Below are 16,723 nucleotides of genomic sequence, written 5' to 3'. Positions count from 1 at the left end.
GCGGCGGAGACGCCCCAGCCCGCCATGTCATGCGATCAGCCGTTCCACCGCTTCGTGGGCCGCGGCGATCTTTTCCGCGCCATCCCGGCCCATGATCCCGTCGGCCGCGACGGTCGCGACCACCGGAATGCCGAGAAAGCCGAGGAAGAAGGTGAGCCAGCGGCTCATAAAGTCATAATCCGCGCCCACCGGGGTGCCGCCGCTGGCGATCGCAAGATAGGCCTGCTTGCCCGTGAGCAGGCCTTCGGGGCCATTGGCGGTGTAGCGGAAGGTGGTGCCGGCGCGGGCGACGAGGTCGGCCCAGGCCTTGAGGCTGGCGGGCGGGCCGAAATTGTAGATCGGGCTGGCGATCACGATGGTCTCGGCGGCCTGAAGCTCGGCGATCAGCGTGTCGGCGATTTCGGCGAGCGCGGCCTCATTCGCCGTGCGCTCGCCAGCAGGGGTGAGGTTCGCGGCAAAGCGTTCGGCGCTGACGAAGGGGAGGGTCTCGGCGACAAGATCGCGGGTGATGACGCGCGCGCCGGTCTTGGCGGCAAGGCCCTGCGCGATGCTCTGGCCGAGCTGGCGCGAGACGCTCTCGGCGTCCGAGCGGATGCTGGCGGTGATAAGGAGAATGCTGTTCATGGGCTGGATTCCTTGTGCGTGAGGAGAGGGGAGAGCCGACCGGCGGAGAGAGGAGGGAGAGCCGACCGGCTCGTCGGGGGAAGGGTCAGGCGGCGTCGACCAGCACCACCTCGGTATCTTCGAGGGCGGTGATGGTGACTTCGGCCATCTGCGTGATCGCCACGCCGTCGCGGGCATTGGCTTCGACATCATCGATGCGGATGCTGCCGGTGGCCGGCACGAGATAGAGGTGCCGATCGGCGCTGCGGGGCGTGTAGGTCACGCTCTCGCCCGCCAGAATCGTCGCGCCCAGCACCCGGGCATCGGCGCGAATCGGCAGGGCATCTGCATCGCCCGCCATCCCGCTGGCCAGCACCGCGAAGGCGCCCGCGCGGTCGTCCTTGGGGAACTGGCGCGCGCCCCAGCTGGGCTGGCCGCCGCGGGCATCGGGGATGATCCAGATCTGGAACAGCGTGGTGGGGATGTCCTCGAGGTTGTATTCCGAATGGGCAACGCCCACCCCAGCGCTCATCACCTGCACGTCGCCCGCTTCGGTGCGCCCGACGTTGCCGAGCGAATCGCGGTGGGTGATCGCGCCTTGGCGCACATAGGTGATGATCTCCATGTCGCTGTGCGGATGGGTGGGAAAGCCGGTGCCCGGCGCGATGGTGTCATCGTTCCAGACCCTGAGCGCGCCCCAATGGACCCGCGCGGGATCGTGATAGTGGCCAAAGGAAAAGTGGTGATGGGCATCAAGCCAGCCGTGGTTGGCAGCACCGAGGCTGTTGAAGGGACGCAGTTCGATCATGGCCTGTCTCCTTGGGTCAGGGTGTGAAGCCCAGATAGACGCGCACAGTCATCCAGATAATTGCGATAAAACTTGCCAAGATGTTCGGATTATCTGAACATTAAGCGATGAAGCTCGGTGAACCCACGCTCGATCAGCTGCGCATCTTCATCGCTGTGGCCGAGCACGGCAGCTTCGGCGCGGCGGCGCGCAGCATGGGCCGGGCGATTTCGGCGGTCTCCTATGGCATCGCCCAGCTCGAGGCCCAGCTTGGCCTTGTGCTGTTCGCGCGCGAAGGCTCGCGCCGCCCGGTGCTCACCCCGGCGGGCGCGGGGCTGCTGGCCGAGGCGCGCAGCATTGCCGATGGGGTCGATGCCCTGCTCGCCAAGGCGCGCGCGCTCCACGCCGGGCAGGAGCCTGCGCTCACCCTGGTGGTCGATGTGATGGTGCCCGGCGAGGTCACCGCCCGGGTGCTCGGTGCCTTTCGCCAGACTTTCCCAAGCTGCGCGCTCACCTTGCGGATCGAAGGCCTGGGAGCGGTTGCCGCCTGCCTGATCGACGGCGAGGCCGAACTTGCCATCGGCGGCCCGGTGATCGGCGATCACCCTGCGCTTGAACGCCAGGTGCTGGGCGCGGTCGATCTCATCCCGGTGGCAGCGCCCGGGCATCCGCTGGCCCGCGCCGGGGTGGCGCCGGGCGAGAGCCGTCGCCACCTGCAACTGGTGCTGACCGACCGCTCGCCGCTGACCGAGGGGCGCACATTCTCGGTGCTCTCGCCGCTTACCTGGCGGCTCGGCGATCTGGGCGCCAAGCATGCGCTGCTGCGCCAGGGCCTTGGCTGGGGCAACATGCCGCGCGGCATGATTGCCGATGATCTGGCCGCCGGAAGGCTGGTCGCGCTCGATCTGCCCGAAAAGCCCGGCGCCCACTATGCCCTGGCCGCGCTGTGGCGGCGCGACATGCGGCTCGGCCCGGCGGCAAGCTGGCTGGTCGATGCCTTCCGCGACACGCTGGGCGCGGCGCAAGGCGCGGCGGCGGGCTAGAGCCGCATCACCCAGCCATGGGTGTCGGGGATGCGCCCGGTCTGGATGCCGACCAGGGTCTCGCGGATGCGCGCGGTCACCTGCCCGATCCCGCCCGCGCCGATGGTGAATTCGCCGTCAGGCCCGGCAACCTTGCCGACCGCAGTGACCACCGCGGCGGTGCCGCAGGCCATGACCTCGACCAGCCGACCACTGGCGGCATCGGCGCGCCACTGGTCGATCGCATAGGGCGTCTCGGAAACCTTGAAGCCCTGTTCACCCAGCAGGGTGATGAGGCTGTCACGGGTGATGCCAGGCAGGATCGTGCCGGTGAGCGGCGGAGTGATCACCGTGCCATCATCGAAGACGAAGAACAGGTTCATGCCCCCCAGTTCCTCGACCCAGCGGCGTTCCACCGCATCGAGGAACAGCACCTGATCATGGCCCATGGCAAAGGCCTGGCCCGTGGGCACGAGGCTCGCCGCATAATTGCCCCCGCACTTGGCCGCGCCCGTGCCCCCGGGGGCCGCGCGGGTATATTCGGAGATCCAGATACTCACCGCCTTGGCGCCGGATTTGAAATAGTTGCCGGCCGGACTGGCGATGGTGATGAACTTGTATTGCCTGGCTGGGCGCACCCCCAAAAAGGCCTCAGTGGCGATCATGTAGGGCCTGAGGTAGAGCGCGCCGCCCTCGACCGTGGGATACCAATTGCCATCGACCTCGAGCAGCGCCCTGATCGCGCCGAGGAACAGCTCCTCGGGCAGGGCGGGCATGGCCAGGCGCGCGGCCGAGGCGTTGAAGCGCGCGGCATTGGCCTCGGGCCGGAACAGGCCGAGCGCCCCGTCGGGGTGGCGATAGGCCTTGAGCCCCTCGAAGATCTCCTGGGCATAGTGGAGCACGCTCGCCGCCGGATCGAGGCTGATGGGTTGGCGCGGGGCCAGCACCGGGGTCTGCCAGCCGCCTTTCGCCTCATCGTAATCGATCACCACCATGTGATCGGTGAACACCGTGCCGAAGCCGGGATCGGCGATCAGCTTCGCGCGGACATCATCGGAGGTGGGCGAGGGGTGGGGCAGGCGGGTGAGGTGCATGGGCCGCGCCTAATCCTGCGGCGCGCGAAGGGCAAGTATCCTTGCCCGCGATGCAAAAAGCGCGCGGATTGCCCGAATGAAAAGGGCGCCTCCAACCCGCCCTGGTTTGCCGGCGGAAGGAAACGCCCTTTGCATGGTCAGCGGCCAGGAAGTGCCGCTCACGAAGCCTCTAGGGGTAAGTGCTTACCGATAGTGCCTCGCGCGGAAACTTGCCGACCTCTCTGCTGAACCATGAGACATCGGATCACCTCCTTTCGCGCTAGTGTGCCAAGACCCAGCCGTTTCACCGGGGGCCGAGGACCGCGTTCGCCGCTGGCCTCGGTGACATTTTTGAATCATGTGATTCGCAAGGGCAAGACTTGTTATTTTCTCATCCCCCGTCATAATCGCGCTTTGTCGGCTGTGGTCCGGCCAGCAGGCGCCCGGGGGAAACCCCGGGCGTTTTGCTTGGGCGGGGGCAGCCCTGTGCGCAGGCTGTGCGTGAACCTGTGGATAAGCCCGGGACAGACTCGGGCGGCCGGCCGGTGCTGGCCGTGCCTTCAGCGGCAATCCTCGATTACCCGGCTGACCTCGGCCCAGCTCGGCAGGCTGAGCGGGGCGGCGCCTTCGACTTCGACGGCAAAGCGCCCGCGCGAGAAGGCCATGGCATCGAGCAGCGGATCGTCGGGTGCCAAGGTGACGCTGAGCGCGCGATCGGCGCTGCTGGCCGCAAGGCTGCGCGTCATGGTCTCGGTGCGCAGCGTCACCAGCGGCTGGGCGGCGCTGCTCGGGGGCAGAAGCAACACGATCATCCGCGCATCGGGAAGGCAACGCAGCCGCGCCAGCGCCGCGCCGCCGGGGCTGAGGAAGATCGCTTCGCTGCGTCCGCCCGCAGCGGTGTGGCGCCAGGTGCCAGGCGTTGCCGGGGCATCGGCCCAGCCTGCCCGCGGCGCCGCCGGCGCAAGCGTGGCCGAGGGGTTGGCGGCAGTGGGGCCGGGCGCTGGGGCGGGGCGCGCGGTGACAACAGGGCGGGGCGCGGGCGCCTTGCTGGTTGATGTGCAGGAGGCGAGCACGAGGCCCGCGAGCAGCGGAAGCAGAGCGGCGGCTTTCATTGCCTCTCTTTGCGCGCTAGGGGCCGGCCTTGTCCATGCCCGAGCCTCGTGTGCCTGCCGCAAAAGCGCCCAAGCGCCGCATCGATCAGCTGCTGGTCGAGCGCGGGCTGGCCGAAAGCCGCGCCCGGGCGCAGGCGCTGGTGATGGCGGGGCTGGTGTTTGCCGGGGAGACGCGGATCGACAAGCCCGGCCAGCAACTGCCCGCGGATGCGGCGATCGCGGTGCGCGGGCGCGATCATCCCTGGGTCAGCCGCGGCGGGATCAAGCTGGCCCATGCGCTCGATCATTTCGGGCTTTCGCCCGAGGGCGCGGTTGCCATGGATATCGGCGCCTCGACCGGGGGATTTACCGATGTGCTGCTCGCGCGCGGCGCGGCGCATGTCTTCTGCGTCGATTCGGGCACCAACCAGCTGGCCTTCAAGCTGCGCGAGGATCCGCGCGTCACCGTGCTCGAACAGCTCTCGGCGAGGCTGCTCACCCCCGCCCATATCACCCGCCCCCCAACCTGGGTGGTGTGCGATGCGAGCTTCATCAGCCTTGCCAAGGTGCTGGAGGTGCCCTTGCAGCTGGCCGCACCCCAATGCCAGCTCGTTGCCCTCATCAAGCCGCAATTCGAGGTCGGGCGCGAGGAAGTGGGCAAGGGCGGGGTGGTGCGCGATCCTGCCCTGCATGCAAGGGTGTGCGAAGAGGTGCGCGGCTGGATCGCGGGCCTTGGCTGGCAGGTGCAGGGGATCACGCCCAGCCCGATCACCGGGCCGCAGGGCAATGTCGAGTTCCTGATCGCCGCCCGCCGCGACGCGGCGCCAGGCTAGGGCCGGCAAGGCCGCGAGCAAAGGAAAAGGCCGGCAGCACCGCTGGGGCACTGCCGGCCTTGTTCTGTCCCGTTCCGGCGCCTCAGCCGGATCCGGCAATCCCGTCGGGATTACTCGGCGGCCGGGGTTTCGGCAGCAGCCGCGTCGGCAGCCGGGGTTTCGGCGGCCATGGCGTCGGCGGCCGGGGTTTCGGTGGCCATCGCTTCTTCGGTCACCGCGGTTTCGTCAGCGGTGGTTTCGGTGGCTTCCTCGGCCGGCTTCGAGCAAGCGGCGGTGGCGAGGGCGAGAACGGCGACGAGCGCGAAGGTCTTCTTCATGTCAATTCCCCTGAAGAACCGGAAAGCTCCGGTGCAAGATTGAGCAAAGCGCGTTATTCACATGCCCCTGCCGCAACCGCGCTTCTCGAATCACGGCAGGAATGTGGCAGCCCCTAGCAGAAGCAGCGGCGATCTCCCAAGCCTTTCGTGCATTTTTGCCCCAAAATTACCACAATTGGCCCGCCGCCCCGGGGAGGGACAGGGCTGGCAAGGGCCGGGGCCGGGGCTTGGCCAAGGCGTTGGCGCGCCGGGCAGGCTCTGTTATGGGCCTCGAAGGCAGGCTATCGGGCCGCGCGTGGGCGCGCCTTGGGGCCATGCCGCGGGAGACGTGATGAGAGCCCTTGCCTCGCCCCAGCAATTGCGTGCCAGCGTGCTGCGCTGGGCCCTGTTCATGGTGCCGCTGGTGCTGCTGATCGGCTTTGCCGCGGGCCAGCTCGGCGGGCCGGACACCGCCTGGTTTGCCGGCCTTGAAAAGCCGGCGATCTATCCGCCGCCGATGGTCTTCGGGATCGTCTGGAGCGTGCTCTTTGTCCTCATCGGCCTTGCCCTGGCGTTGGTGGGGAGCGCCTGGGGCGCGCCGGGGCGCACGCTGGCGCTCATCGCCTTCGGCTTCCACTTCCTTGGCACGCAAGCCTGGACGCTGGTGTTCTTCGGCCTTCAGGACATGCAGGCGGGCCTTGGCGTGCTTGCCTATGGCATTGCCAGCCTGCTCATTGCCCTCGCGCTGATCGTGCGGGTGCGGCGCCTCGCCGCGCTGCTGCTCCTGCCCTACCTCGCCTGGCTGATCTTTGCCGCGGTGCTCAATTACCAGTTCATCATCGCCAATCCCGATGGCTCCTCGCGCGGGGATGATGGCGCGGTGACACGGGTGAAGCTCTAGCGGCGCGGGGGGCCTCCCATCGCCTCTGGACAAGCCCTCTGCCAGGGGCCACATAGCGCTCCATGCAGAGCCAGAACCCGATCATCGCCGACCTCGTGAAGCTCGTGAACAGCGCCGCCGGCACCATGGCCGGGATGACCCGCGAGGCGCGCGAGAGCGCGCGCGAGCGGCTGCGTGAGGCGCTGGGCGGCATCGATTTCGTCAGCCGCGAGGAGTTCGAGGCGGTCAAGGCGATGGCGAGCAAGGCGCGCCAGCAGGCCGATGCGCTCGAGGAGCGCCTCGCCGCGCTCGAGGCGCAGCTCGCCCAGAAGAAGAAGTAGGCGCGCAGCGGCGCGGGCGCGCGTGGCCCTGCGGATTGCCGCCATCCTGCTTGCCAGCCGCCCCCAGGGCGAAACCGGCGCGATCGTGCGCCTGCTTGGTGCCGAGACCGGGCTCATCGCTGCCTATGTCGCCGGCGGGCGCGGGCGGCAGCTGCGCCCCGTGCTGGTGCCGGGCAACCGCGTCGCCGCCGAGATCGCGGGCCGGCCCGAAAGCCAGCTGCCCTTTGCCCGGCTGGAACTGTCCCAGTCGCGCGCCGCGCTGATGACCGAGCCGCTCCCGGCCGCAGCGCTGCAATGGGTCTGCGCGCTCACGGCCGCTGCCCTGCCCGAACGCCAGCCCTATCCCGCGCTCTTTGCCGCGCTCGAGGCGCTGCTCGAGGCGATCGCCGTTGCCCCCTCGGCGCGCGGCTGGGCGCAGGGGCTGGTTGCCTACGAAGCGCTGCTGCTCGCCGAACTGGGCTATGGCGGCGCGCCCCCCCCCGAGAGCTCCGAGCTTTCCGATCAGCTCGCCGCGCTCGCCGTGCTCGAACGGCGCATCGCGCACTACCTGCTTGCAGGCGCCAAGCGCGATGTTATGGGCGCGCGGCGGCTGCTGACCGAGCGGCTCGCGCGGATGATCTGAAAGACAGCACGAGATGAAGATTGCAGTCCTGCCCGGCGACGGGATCGGCCCCGAGGTGACGGCAGAGGCGGTCGCAGTGCTCGAGGCGCTGGCGCTGCCCGGGCTTGTCCTTGGCCACGGCGATGTCGGCGCCAGCGCCTGGCGCCGCCACGGCCACCCCCTGCCCGAGGCGACCCTGGCGCTCGCCGCCGAGGCTGATGCGGTGCTGTTCGGCGCGGTGGGCGATCCGGCCTGCGACAGCCTCGAGCGCCACCTGCGCCCCGAGCAGGCGATCCTGGGCCTGAGGAAGCATCTTGGCCTCTTTGCCAATCTGCGCCCGGCGCGGGTCTTTGCCGGGCTCGAGGCGCTCTCCCCGCTGCGGCCCGAGATCGCCGCGGGTATCGACCTCATCATCGTGCGCGAGCTGACGGGCGATGTCTATTTCGGCGCCAAGGGCCAGCGCACCACCCCCGAGGGCGCGCGTGAGGGCTGGGACGCGATGAGCTACAGCGAGCCGGAGGTGGCCCGCATCGCCCATGTCGCCTTCCGCGCGGCTGCCGCCGCGGGCCGTCCGCTCACCAGCATCGACAAGGCCAATGTGCTCGAGACCAGCCAGCTGTGGCGCGAGGTGGTGAGCCGCATTGCCGGCGAATATCCCGCGGTCGCGCTCGACCACATGTATGTCGACAATGCCGCGATGCAGCTCGTCAGCCATCCCGAACGCTTCGGGGTGATGCTCACCGGCAACCTGTTTGGCGATATTCTTTCCGACCTTGCCAGCGCCGCGGTCGGCTCGATCGGGCTGCTGCCCTCGGCCTCGCTCGGCGAGCGGCAGACCGCGCACGGCACCTTTGGCCTTTATGAGCCGATCCACGGCAGCGCGCCCGACATTGCCGGCAAGGGCAAGGCCAATCCCATGGCGACGATCCTTTCCGCAGCGATGATGCTGCGCCATTCCTTTGGCCTCGCGGACGAGGCGGCGCGGATCGAGGCGGCGGTGGCGCGCACGCTCGCCGATGGCATCCGCGGGGCCGATCTTGGCGGGGAGCACGGCACCGCGGCGATCGGGGCGGCGGTGCGCGCACGGCTCTAGCGCCATGGCCTTGCGGCTTGCGATCATCCTGCCCACGCTCAACGAGCGCGGCAACCTTGCCCCGCTGATCGAGAGGATCGCCGCGGCGATGGGCGATCAAGCGGATTGGGAGGTGATCATCGTCGATGATGACAGCCGCGATGGCACGGCGGATGAGGCGCGCGCCCTTGCCCTTGCCGATCCGCGCGTGCGGGTGATCCAGCGCATCGGGCGCCGGGGCCTGGCGAGCGCTGCGATCGAGGGCTTTTGCGCCACCGCCGCGCCCTATGTCGCGGTGATGGACGCCGATCACCAGCACGATCCGGCGCTGCTGCCGCTCATGCTCGCTGCGCTCGAGGCGGGTGAGGCCGAGATCTGCGTTGCCAGCCGCTTTGCTGAAGGCGCGAGCACCGCGCGCTGGGCCGCGCCCGAGCGCGAGCAGCTCTCGAGCCTTGCCAATGGCCTTGCCCGGCGGCTCACCGGGGTGGCGCTCAGCGATCCGATGAGCGGCTATTTCATGCTCCCTGCCGCCACCGCTCGCGCGCTCGCCCCGCGGCTTTCGGGGATTGGCTTTAAGATCCTGCTCGATCTGCTCGCCACCAGCGAAAGGCCGCTTGCGGTCAAGGAATTCCCGCTCGATTTTGCCGCCCGCCGCGAAGGAGAAAGCAAGCTGGACCGCGCCATTCTGTTCGATTTTCTTGCCGGCCTCTATGACAAGACCTTCGGCAAGGTGATCCCCACCCGCTTTGCCCTGTTCGGCACCGTCGGCGCGCTCGGCGTGGTGGTGCATTTCATCGTGCTCTCCAGCCTGTTGTTCCTCGTCGGCCACCGCTTTGCCCTGGCGCAGACCGCGGCGGTGCTGGTGGCGATGAGCTTCAATTTCTGGCTCAACAACTGGCTCACCTATCGCGATCAGCGCCTGCGCGGCGCCTGGGCGCTGCTGCGCGGCTGGGCGGGGTTCATCGCCACCTGCGCGGTCGGGGCCTTTGCCAATGTCGCAGTGGCAACCTTCCTTGAAGGCCGGGGGGTGTTCTGGGCGCTGGCCGCGCTTGCCGGGATCCTGGTTGGCTCGGTGTGGAACTATGCGCTCTCGAGCCGCTTTGTCTGGGGCCGCTTCTAGCGCCAGCCGTCAAGCCACATCCAGGTGACATAGCTCTCGCGCCCGGCAAGCGGCAGGGCGGCGATGATGGGGAAGAACCAGGCAAACACCGCTATCGATCCGGCCAGGATGCCCCAGCCGAGCCAGGCGGTGCGGCGGTCGCGGGCAAGATCGCTGGCAGCAAGCGCCAGCGCCGCGAGCAGGAAGAAGCTCGGCACGAAATAGTGATAATAGAACTGCACCGGCTTGGGCGCCACGAGCCACAGGCCAAGGCTGGCGCCATAGCCGATCACCACGCTGAGCCGCGCCCAATCCCCGCGCCAGGCGCCGCTGGCAAGGCACCAGAGGAGCGCGGGCAGGCCCGCGAGCATGGTCAGCGGATTGCCGATCAGCAGCACCCCGCGCTGCGCCCCGTCGACCGGCTCGTAGAGATACCAGACCGCGCGGGTGTTGAGCACCCATTGCGGCCAGCGGCTCATATATTGGTGCGGGGTCATCAGCTGGCTTTGCAGCGCGAAGATTTCGCGGTGAAAGCCGATCAGCCCCTGCGCGGCGAGCGGCGAGGGGTGGAGCGGCGCGGCAAGCCAGTAGCCCGGCAGGAAGGTGAGGGCGTAGGTCACCAGCGGCACCACCCCGAGCCACAGGCCGGCCTCGATCAGGGTGATCCCCGGCACCGGGGCGCCGCGGCGGCTCAACAGCAGGCGCCGCCGCCCGGCGAGCGCCCGGGCGATGAGGAACACGAGCCCCGGCAGCACCGCAAGCGGGGCGGCGTTCCACTTGGCCCCGAGCGCAAGGCCAAGCGCAATCCCGGTGAGCGCGAGGCGCCAGCGCCCGGTTTCGGGCGCGCGGATCGCTGCGGCAAATTGCCAGGCGGCAAGCGCGAGGAAGGCCGCCATGGCAATATCGAGCATGGCGATGCGCGACTGGATGAAGAGGTGAAACCCGGTTGCGAGCAGCACCCCGAAGCCGAGCGTGGCAAAACGCTCGCCGCTCGCGTGCCACAGCGCCCGCATCGCCGCGAACAGGGCGAGCGTGCCGAGCAGCAGGGGCATGATGCGCCAACCGATCGGATTGTCGCCCGCCAGCATCATCCCCAGCGCAATCAGGGTCTTGCCGAGAAGCGGATGCTCACGGTTGAGATAGGCGCCCGCGCCGGTCTCAAACAGTTGCACGATTTCGCGCGCGGCGGGCAGGTAATGCACCTCGTCGAAATAGGGCTTGCCGGGGATCGCAAGGCGCCAGCCAGCGAGGAGCGCAAAGAGCGCGGTGATCAGCAGGCACCAGACCAGCGGATCGCGCGGCCGCGGCGCGGGCAGGCGATCGGGGGGAGGAGGGGAGGCGCGGCCGCGAGCCATGGCGCCGCCGCGCTTAGGCGGGGCCGCCGGCAAGGGCAAGCGCCCTTGTGGCGCCATTTTGCGCCTCACATCATGGCTTTGCCGCACCCGCCTGCCGCTCGAGCCAGAACAGCCGCGCGCACATGGCCAGAAGCCCGATGCTGGCGGTTGCGAGGATGAGCGCGATCCACGGCCAGATCCTCATCCCCGCCGCCCGCGCCCGCGGCAGCACCAGGAAGGTGGCGATGCCGAGCGAAAACAGCAGGTCCCACCACACCTGCACCCCCCACAGGTTGCTGGTGTGGTTGAGGATCACCGGAAAGACCCCCTCGGTGGCGATGGTGACGGCGGTGAAGGCGGCAAAGCCTGCCGAAAGCGCGCCCGCCAGCAGCGGCGCGCCCGGCGCGCCAGGGCGCAGCGCTGCGACAAGGATGGCTACCACAGCGCACACCAGCCCGCCGCCGGCGAGCGCAAGAAAGGGGGTGAGATGGTCAGGCATGGCGGTTCTCCCTGATTAGGTTAATGTAGCGAATGCTACATAGGCTGGTAGCAAGCCCCTCTCCCCGCTACAAGCCCGCCATGGCGCGCCGCCCGAAAAAGCCTCCGATGACGAAAGAGAGCCTGCTGCCGCGGCTTGCCGCCCATGTGCTCGCCCATGGGCTTGGCCAGGCCAGCCTGCGCCCGCTCGCGCGCGCGGCGGGCACCTCTGACCGGATGCTGATTTATCACTTCGGCACCAAGGAAGCGCTGATCATCGACCTGCTTCAGCATCTTGCCGGTATCTATGCCGCGCAGCTCGACAACCTGCTCGCGGCCGACCGCCCGGCGAGCCGCCAGGCACTGCTCGCGCGGATCCTCGCGCACAACGCCGATCCGGCGATGGCTCCGTTCCTGACACTGTGGTGGGAGATCGTCGCCGGGGCGGCGCGCGATCTGCCGGGCTTTCGCGCGGCGGCGCGGGCGATGGTCGATCGCTTGCACGCCTGGCTTGTCGGCCACATGCCCGCGGGCGATCCCGACCCCGATGGCGGGGCAAGCTATCTGCTCACCCTGATCGAGGGCAGCCTGATGCTCGGCGCGCTCGGCCAGGGCGACAGGGCGCGCGCGGGCCTGCTTGCCGCCGGGCTGATCGCGCCCTAGAGACCCGCGCCATGAAGAAGACCACCGGCATGAACCGCGCCGCCACCGCCCGCTGGCGCCCTGCCACCCGGGCGCTGCGCGGCGGCACCTGGCGCTCCGAACACGGCGAGACCAGCGAGGCGCTGTTTCTCACCTCGGGCTATACCTATGATGATGCCGCCACCGTCGCCGCGCGCTTTGCCGGCGAGGCCGAGGGCATGACCTATTCGCGCCTGCAGAACCCCACCGTCGCCATGCTCGAGGAGCGCATCGCGCTGATGGAGGGGGCCGAGGCCGCCCGCGCTCAGGCGAGCGGCATGGCGGCGATGACCGCGGCGCTGCTGTGCCAGCTCAAGGCCGGCGATCACGTGGTTGCTGCGCGCGCCGCCTTCGGTTCCTGCCGCTGGCTGGTGGACAGCCTGCTGCCGCGCTTCGGCATTGCAACCACGGTGATTGACAGCGCCGACAATGCCGCCTGGGAGGCCGCGATCCGCCCCAACACCCGGGTGTTCTTCTTCGAAACCCCGGCCAACCCCACGCTCGACATTGTCGATCTCGGCTTTGTCTGCGGCCTTGCCAGGGCGCATGGCATCACCACCGTGGTCGATAATGCCTTCGCCTCGCCCGCGCTCCAGCGGCCGATGGCCTTCGGCGCCGATGTCGTGGCCTATTCCGCCACCAAGCTGATGGACGGGCAGGGAAGGGTGCTGGCCGGGGCGATCTGCGGCACGAAGCAGTGGATCGAGGAGGTGCTGCTGCCCTTCCAGCGCAACACCGGCCCCACGCTCAGCCCTTTCAACGCCTGGGTGGTGCTGAAGGGGCTGGAAACGCTGCCCTTGCGCGCCCACAAGCAATCCGAACAGGCGGTGGCGCTGGGGCGCTTTCTCGAACCGCGCATCACCGCGGCGGGCGGGCGGATGCTCCATCCCGGGCTCGAAAGCCACCCACGCCACCAGCTTGCCAAAGCGCAGATGGAAGCGACGGGGCCGATCTTTGCCTTCGATGTCGGCACCCGCGAACGCGCCTTTGCCGTGCTCGATGCGCTCGAGCTCATCGACATTTCCAACAATATCGGCGATGCCCGCAGCCTGATGTGCCACCCGGCCTCGACCACCCATGCCAATATGGGCGCCGAGGCCCGGGCCGAAATGGGCGTCACCGAGGGCCTCTTGCGCATCAACGTGGGGCTTGAGGATATCCAGGACCTGATCGAGGACATGGATCAGGCGCTCGCCGCGGCGGGGATCTAGGGGAGAGCGGTGATGGCAGCGCGGGTGGAACTGGTTTTCGATATCGTCAGCCCCAATGCCTACCTCGTCTGGTGGCCGCTGCGCGAGCTGCTCGATCGCTACGAGGCCGGTCTTGATGTGATCCCGGTGTTTCTTGCCGGGATGCACCGCCTCACCGGCAATGCCCCGCCGATGGTCCGCGATGCCGCAATCAAGGGCAAGAATGAATATGCGCTGCTCGAGATGCAGCGCTTCATCGCCCGCCACGGCCTTGCCCGCTATCGCATGCACCCACAATTTCCCTTCAATTCGATCACCTTGCAGCGCATGCTTTACGCCGCGGATGAGGATGGCCGCGGGGTCACCTTTGCCGAATGCCTGCTGCGCGCGGTGTGGGAGGAGAATATCGACATCGCCGCGCCCGAGGCGATCGGCGCGGCGGTGGCGGCGGCGGGGTTCGATGCCGCCGATCTTCTTTCCCGCGCGCAGAGCGAGGCGGTGAAGCAGGGCCTTGCCGCCAACACCGATCGCGTGGTGGCGCGCGGCGCCTTTGGCATCCCCACCATGTGGGTGCGCCGGGCGGGCAAGCCGGACGAGATGTTCTTCGGCAAGGAACGCCTCGGCCAGATCGAGGAATTGCTGGCCGAGGGGTGAGGCCCTAGCTCGCCGCCGCTTCCTCGAGCGGCACGTCCATCATCGGATAGCGGCGCCATTCGGCCCAGTCATAGTGCCACCATTCGTTGGCGAGCGGCACGAAGCCCTCGGCCACCATCCAGCTCTCGAGCATCCGGCTCGCGGCCAGCGCCGCGGGCGGGGCAGCACTGTTGCTGCGATAGGCTGCCGGGGTGAAATCGTCGTAGGCAGATGGCATCGCCACCTCGACCCCGTTGCGGTGGAGGGTGAGGTCGATCGAGGCGCCGCGGTTGTGGCGCGAGCCGACCGCCGGATCGGCGACGAATTCGCGCTTTTCCGGCGGCGTTGCCTCCCACATCGCCCGGGTGATGCGCCAGGGGCGATAGGCATCAAAGATTAGCAGGCCATAGCCATGTGCCTCGGCCCTCGTCTGCACGCGCGCCAGCGCTTCGGCCACCGGGCGCTGGGCGAGCGCGCGGGCGACGGGGTAGAGTACCCGGCCCATGAAATTGGCGCTCGTGGCATAGCGGATGTCGAACCTGAGGCGCGGATCGAAGCGGGCAAGATCAACCAGATCGGGCGCAAGATCGGCGGCGGGATCGACCGGCGGGCCGGACAGCGGCAGGGAAGGAGGCGCCGAACAGGTGGCGCAGCCGCCAAGCAGGCCCGCCAGCATCCCCGCCGCCGCGCCCCCAAGCACCTGGCGGCGGGTGCGCGCGTGCGCGTGGCGGGGAAGGGCAGGCGGCCTGTTCATGCGCGCGACACATAGGCGCGTGATGATCGCCCGGCCAACCGGGATTTTTCACCGCAACGCGGAATAGCTGGGGGATGGTCCGCGTGAAACCCCTTGTGGCGCCGGCGCGATGCGCTAGTCTGGAGCATGAGATGAAGCAGTTCTTCCAGCACGCCGCCACCACCCACGGGGTCACGGTCCGGGTTGCCGTCAATTACCTGCCCGAGCAGTCGCACCCGGCGGCGGGCAAGTGGTTCTGGGTCTATCACATCCGCATCGAGAACGGCAGCCACGAGCCGCTGCGGCTCGTCAGCCGGCACTGGCGCATCACCGACGGGCGCGGCATGGTCAACCACGTCGATGGCGAAGGCGTGGTGGGCGAACAGCCGCTGCTCCAGCCGGGGCAGAGCCATGACTATGTCTCGGGCTGCCCGCTCACCACCCCCTTCGGCTCGATGGAGGGCTTCTACACCTTCGCGCGCGCTGATGGGTCGCCGGTGGAGGTGCGCATCCCCTTCTTCCCGCTGTCGGCGCCCGAAACCGCCGAGGGCAGCCGCCCGCCGCGTTGAGGCTGCGCGCGCACCCGCACCAGCGGCGCAGCGAGGCATTGGCAAGGCTTGCGGGGCCGCGCGCGCGGGCCTAAGCCAGCCGCCGTGAAGCGCACCCACCTTCCCCTCAATGCCCTGCGCGTCTTCGATGCCGCCGCGCGCCACCTCTCCTTCACCCGCGCCGCGGACGAACTGGCGGTGACCCCGGCGGCGGTCGGCCAGCAGATCCGCGCGCTCGAGGACGTGCTCGGCGTCGTCCTGTTCCGCCGCACCCCCAAGGGGCTCGAGCTCACCCCCGAGGCCGCTGCCGGGCTCGATCCGCTGCGCGAGGGCTTCTTGCGCTTTGAGGAGAGCGTCGCGGCGATGCAGGCCGGCCAGGCCTCCGACCGCTACACGCTGGCCGTCCCGCGCGAATTCTATGCCGAGTGGCTCAGCCCCCGGCTCGCCCGCTTCCACCACGCGCACCCCGAGGTGCAATTCATCCTCGCGCCGGACGAGAACGCCGATTTCACCGAGGCCAATCTCGATTGTGCCATCCGCCTTGTCGATGGGCCGGGCGATCTGCCGGGGGTGCAGCTTGCCCCGGCGCTCAAGGTCACCGTGGCCGCGCCCGAGGCGCGCGCGGCGTGGATCGACTGGCCGGGCATGCCGCTCGATGAGGGCATCACCCCGGCGATCCGCGCCGGCAGCCCGGGCCAGGCGCTGGCCTCGGCGCTCGCCGGGATAGGGCGCACGGTGTTGCCGCTGGCGCTGGCCGAGGCGGCGCTTGCTGCCGGGCGCCTCGTCGCATTGGGCGAACCCGAGCCGGCCTTGCGCGCCTATTGGCTGATCGCCCCGCCGCCGCAATGGCGCAGCAAGAAGGTGCGCGCGCTCGTCGCCTTTCTCACCGCCTAGCGCTGCGCGAGCACCTCGGCGCGGATGCGCTCACAGAGCCAGTGGCCGGGCCGCACGAAGCGCGCATCGACATATTGCGCGTGGCGGTGGCGGATGACGAAGGCGAGCATCGAATCGGACGCCTCGAAGAACCTCTCGCCTTTGAGGCGCTGATTTGATTCAATGGCCGCCGTATCGAACGGGGGCGATGGTGGTGGGTCAGCCTGGTTTCTTTGATCTGTCGGATCGGTATGCGGCGCTGAGCGCGGCGGGTGATCGGCTGGAGCGTTTGGCGTCGGTGGTGGATTTTGAAGTGTTGCGCGGGCCATTGATCGTGGCACTTCGGCGCAGCGAGCGGGGCAAAGGCGGGCGACCGCCGTTTGCCCCGTGATGATGTTCAAGATCCTGGTGCTGCAGGCGCTCTATTTGCTCTCCGACGAGGGATGCGAGTTCCAGATCAAGGACCGTCTGTCGTTCCAGCGGTTTCTGGGCCTGGGGCTCGATGGCCGGGTGCCCGATGCCACCACGGTATGGCTGTTCCGGGAGAGGCTGGTGC

At 69.0% G+C, this 16,723-nt stretch carries 20 protein-coding genes and 1 pseudogene; 13 read left to right on the top strand and 8 right to left on the bottom strand.

All coding sequences use genetic code 11. From position 1 onward, the window contains the following. Positions 1–27: 27 nt before the first annotated feature. Positions 28–624, bottom strand: coding sequence for an FMN-dependent NADH-azoreductase (locus tag G524_RS0106940; protein WP_027443068.1), 597 nt, complete (start codon positions 622–624; stop codon positions 28–30). Positions 625–709: 85 nt separating this feature from the next. Then, complete coding sequence (locus tag G524_RS0106935) at positions 710–1,411, bottom strand: pirin family protein (RefSeq protein WP_027443067.1); 702 nt, start codon at positions 1,409–1,411, stop codon at positions 710–712. Between the two features lie 107 nt (positions 1,412–1,518). Here G524_RS0106935 and G524_RS0106930 point away from each other — a divergent pair, with 107 nt between their 5' ends. After that, the gene (locus tag G524_RS0106930; protein ID WP_027443066.1) at positions 1,519–2,433 is read left to right on the top strand and encodes a LysR family transcriptional regulator; all 915 of its coding nucleotides are present in this window, start codon (positions 1,519–1,521) and stop codon (positions 2,431–2,433) included. Here the strand turns inward: G524_RS0106930 and G524_RS0106925 are convergent. Beyond that, the gene (locus G524_RS0106925) at positions 2,430–3,506 is read right to left on the bottom strand and encodes a branched-chain amino acid aminotransferase (RefSeq protein WP_027443065.1); all 1,077 of its coding nucleotides are present in this window, start codon (positions 3,504–3,506) and stop codon (positions 2,430–2,432) included. The genes G524_RS0106930 and G524_RS0106925 overlap by 4 nt on opposite strands. A gap of 539 nt (positions 3,507–4,045) precedes the next feature. After that, positions 4,046–4,597 carry a hypothetical protein gene (locus tag G524_RS0106920; RefSeq protein WP_036857595.1) on the bottom strand — a complete coding sequence of 184 codons (552 nt, stop codon included), beginning with the start codon at positions 4,595–4,597 and terminating at the stop codon, positions 4,046–4,048. Positions 4,598–4,632: 35 nt separating this feature from the next. On the opposite strand from G524_RS0106920, the gene G524_RS0106915 reads away from it, so the two are divergent. Continuing rightward, positions 4,633–5,409 (top strand): TlyA family RNA methyltransferase, encoded by a 777-nt coding sequence (locus G524_RS0106915; protein ID WP_027443063.1) that lies wholly within the window; start codon positions 4,633–4,635, stop codon positions 5,407–5,409. Between the two features lie 110 nt (positions 5,410–5,519). On the opposite strand, the gene G524_RS0106910 is transcribed toward G524_RS0106915, so the two are convergent. After that, positions 5,520–5,726, bottom strand: coding sequence for a hypothetical protein (locus G524_RS0106910; RefSeq protein ID WP_027443062.1), 207 nt, complete (start codon positions 5,724–5,726; stop codon positions 5,520–5,522). A 331-nt stretch (positions 5,727–6,057) separates the two neighbouring features. Here G524_RS0106910 and G524_RS0106905 point away from each other — a divergent pair, with 331 nt between their 5' ends. The 5 genes from G524_RS0106905 (at position 6,058) to G524_RS0106885 (ending at position 9,719) form a co-directional block, all read left to right on the top strand. Beyond that, a complete protein-coding gene (locus G524_RS0106905; RefSeq protein ID WP_027443061.1) occupies positions 6,058–6,606 on the top strand; it encodes a TspO/MBR family protein in 549 nt (182 codons plus the stop codon). A gap of 62 nt (positions 6,607–6,668) precedes the next feature. After that, the gene (locus G524_RS0106900) at positions 6,669–6,926 is read left to right on the top strand and encodes an accessory factor UbiK family protein (RefSeq protein ID WP_027443060.1); all 258 of its coding nucleotides are present in this window, start codon (positions 6,669–6,671) and stop codon (positions 6,924–6,926) included. Positions 6,927–6,948: 22 nt separating this feature from the next. After that, positions 6,949–7,548, top strand: coding sequence for a DNA repair protein RecO (gene recO / locus G524_RS0106895; protein ID WP_027443059.1), 600 nt, complete (start codon positions 6,949–6,951; stop codon positions 7,546–7,548). 13 nt (positions 7,549–7,561) lie between these two features. Further along, complete coding sequence (leuB, locus tag G524_RS0106890) at positions 7,562–8,620, top strand: 3-isopropylmalate dehydrogenase (protein ID WP_027443058.1); 1,059 nt, start codon at positions 7,562–7,564, stop codon at positions 8,618–8,620. Positions 8,621–8,624: 4 nt separating this feature from the next. Next, positions 8,625–9,719 carry a glycosyltransferase family 2 protein gene (locus G524_RS0106885; RefSeq protein WP_027443057.1) on the top strand — a complete coding sequence of 365 codons (1,095 nt, stop codon included), beginning with the start codon at positions 8,625–8,627 and terminating at the stop codon, positions 9,717–9,719. Here G524_RS0106885 and G524_RS0106880 read toward each other — a convergent pair. Beyond that, positions 9,716–11,053, bottom strand: coding sequence for a phospholipid carrier-dependent glycosyltransferase (locus G524_RS0106880; RefSeq protein ID WP_051220963.1), 1,338 nt, complete (start codon positions 11,051–11,053; stop codon positions 9,716–9,718). The genes G524_RS0106885 and G524_RS0106880 overlap by 4 nt on opposite strands. A 70-nt stretch (positions 11,054–11,123) precedes the next feature. Beyond that, positions 11,124–11,531, bottom strand: a complete 408-nt coding sequence (locus G524_RS0106875) for a hypothetical protein (protein WP_027443055.1) — start codon at positions 11,529–11,531, stop codon at positions 11,124–11,126. A 107-nt stretch (positions 11,532–11,638) separates the two neighbouring features. Here G524_RS0106875 and G524_RS0106870 point away from each other — a divergent pair, with 107 nt between their 5' ends. From G524_RS0106870 to G524_RS0106860, 3 genes are read left to right on the top strand one after another with little or no spacing between them, the layout of a single operon-like run. Beyond that, positions 11,639–12,172 (top strand): TetR/AcrR family transcriptional regulator, encoded by a 534-nt coding sequence (locus tag G524_RS0106870; RefSeq protein ID WP_027443054.1) that lies wholly within the window; start codon positions 11,639–11,641, stop codon positions 12,170–12,172. Between the two features lie 11 nt (positions 12,173–12,183). Then, on the top strand, positions 12,184–13,401 hold the full coding sequence (locus G524_RS0106865; protein WP_027443053.1) for a trans-sulfuration enzyme family protein: 1,218 nt from the start codon (positions 12,184–12,186) through the stop codon (positions 13,399–13,401). Positions 13,402–13,413: 12 nt separating this feature from the next. Continuing rightward, positions 13,414–14,034: a 2-hydroxychromene-2-carboxylate isomerase gene (locus tag G524_RS0106860; protein ID WP_027443052.1), complete on the top strand. Its 621-nt coding sequence runs from the start codon at positions 13,414–13,416 to the stop codon at positions 14,032–14,034. A 4-nt stretch (positions 14,035–14,038) separates the two neighbouring features. Here the strand turns inward: G524_RS0106860 and G524_RS15220 are convergent, their stop codons facing one another. After that, a complete protein-coding gene (locus G524_RS15220; protein ID WP_051220962.1) occupies positions 14,039–14,767 on the bottom strand; it encodes a M15 family metallopeptidase in 729 nt (242 codons plus the stop codon). Positions 14,768–14,898: 131 nt separating this feature from the next. On the opposite strand from G524_RS15220, the gene apaG reads away from it, so the two are divergent. The 3 genes and pseudogenes from apaG to G524_RS16575 form a co-directional block, all read left to right on the top strand. Beyond that, positions 14,899–15,315 carry a Co2+/Mg2+ efflux protein ApaG gene (apaG, locus tag G524_RS0106850; protein WP_027443051.1) on the top strand — a complete coding sequence of 139 codons (417 nt, stop codon included), beginning with the start codon at positions 14,899–14,901 and terminating at the stop codon, positions 15,313–15,315. 84 nt (positions 15,316–15,399) lie between these two features. Beyond that, positions 15,400–16,188: a LysR family transcriptional regulator gene (locus tag G524_RS0106845; RefSeq protein WP_027443050.1), complete on the top strand. Its 789-nt coding sequence runs from the start codon at positions 15,400–15,402 to the stop codon at positions 16,186–16,188. A gap of 190 nt (positions 16,189–16,378) precedes the next feature. Further along, a pseudogene (locus G524_RS16575) lies at positions 16,379–16,723 on the top strand (transposase); the annotation flags it as partial.

This window comes from Erythrobacter cryptus DSM 12079, assembly GCF_000422985.1.
GTDB lineage: Bacteria > Pseudomonadota > Alphaproteobacteria > Sphingomonadales > Sphingomonadaceae > Erythrobacter > Erythrobacter cryptus.
This window is presented reverse-complemented; position numbering and strand designations above follow the sequence as displayed.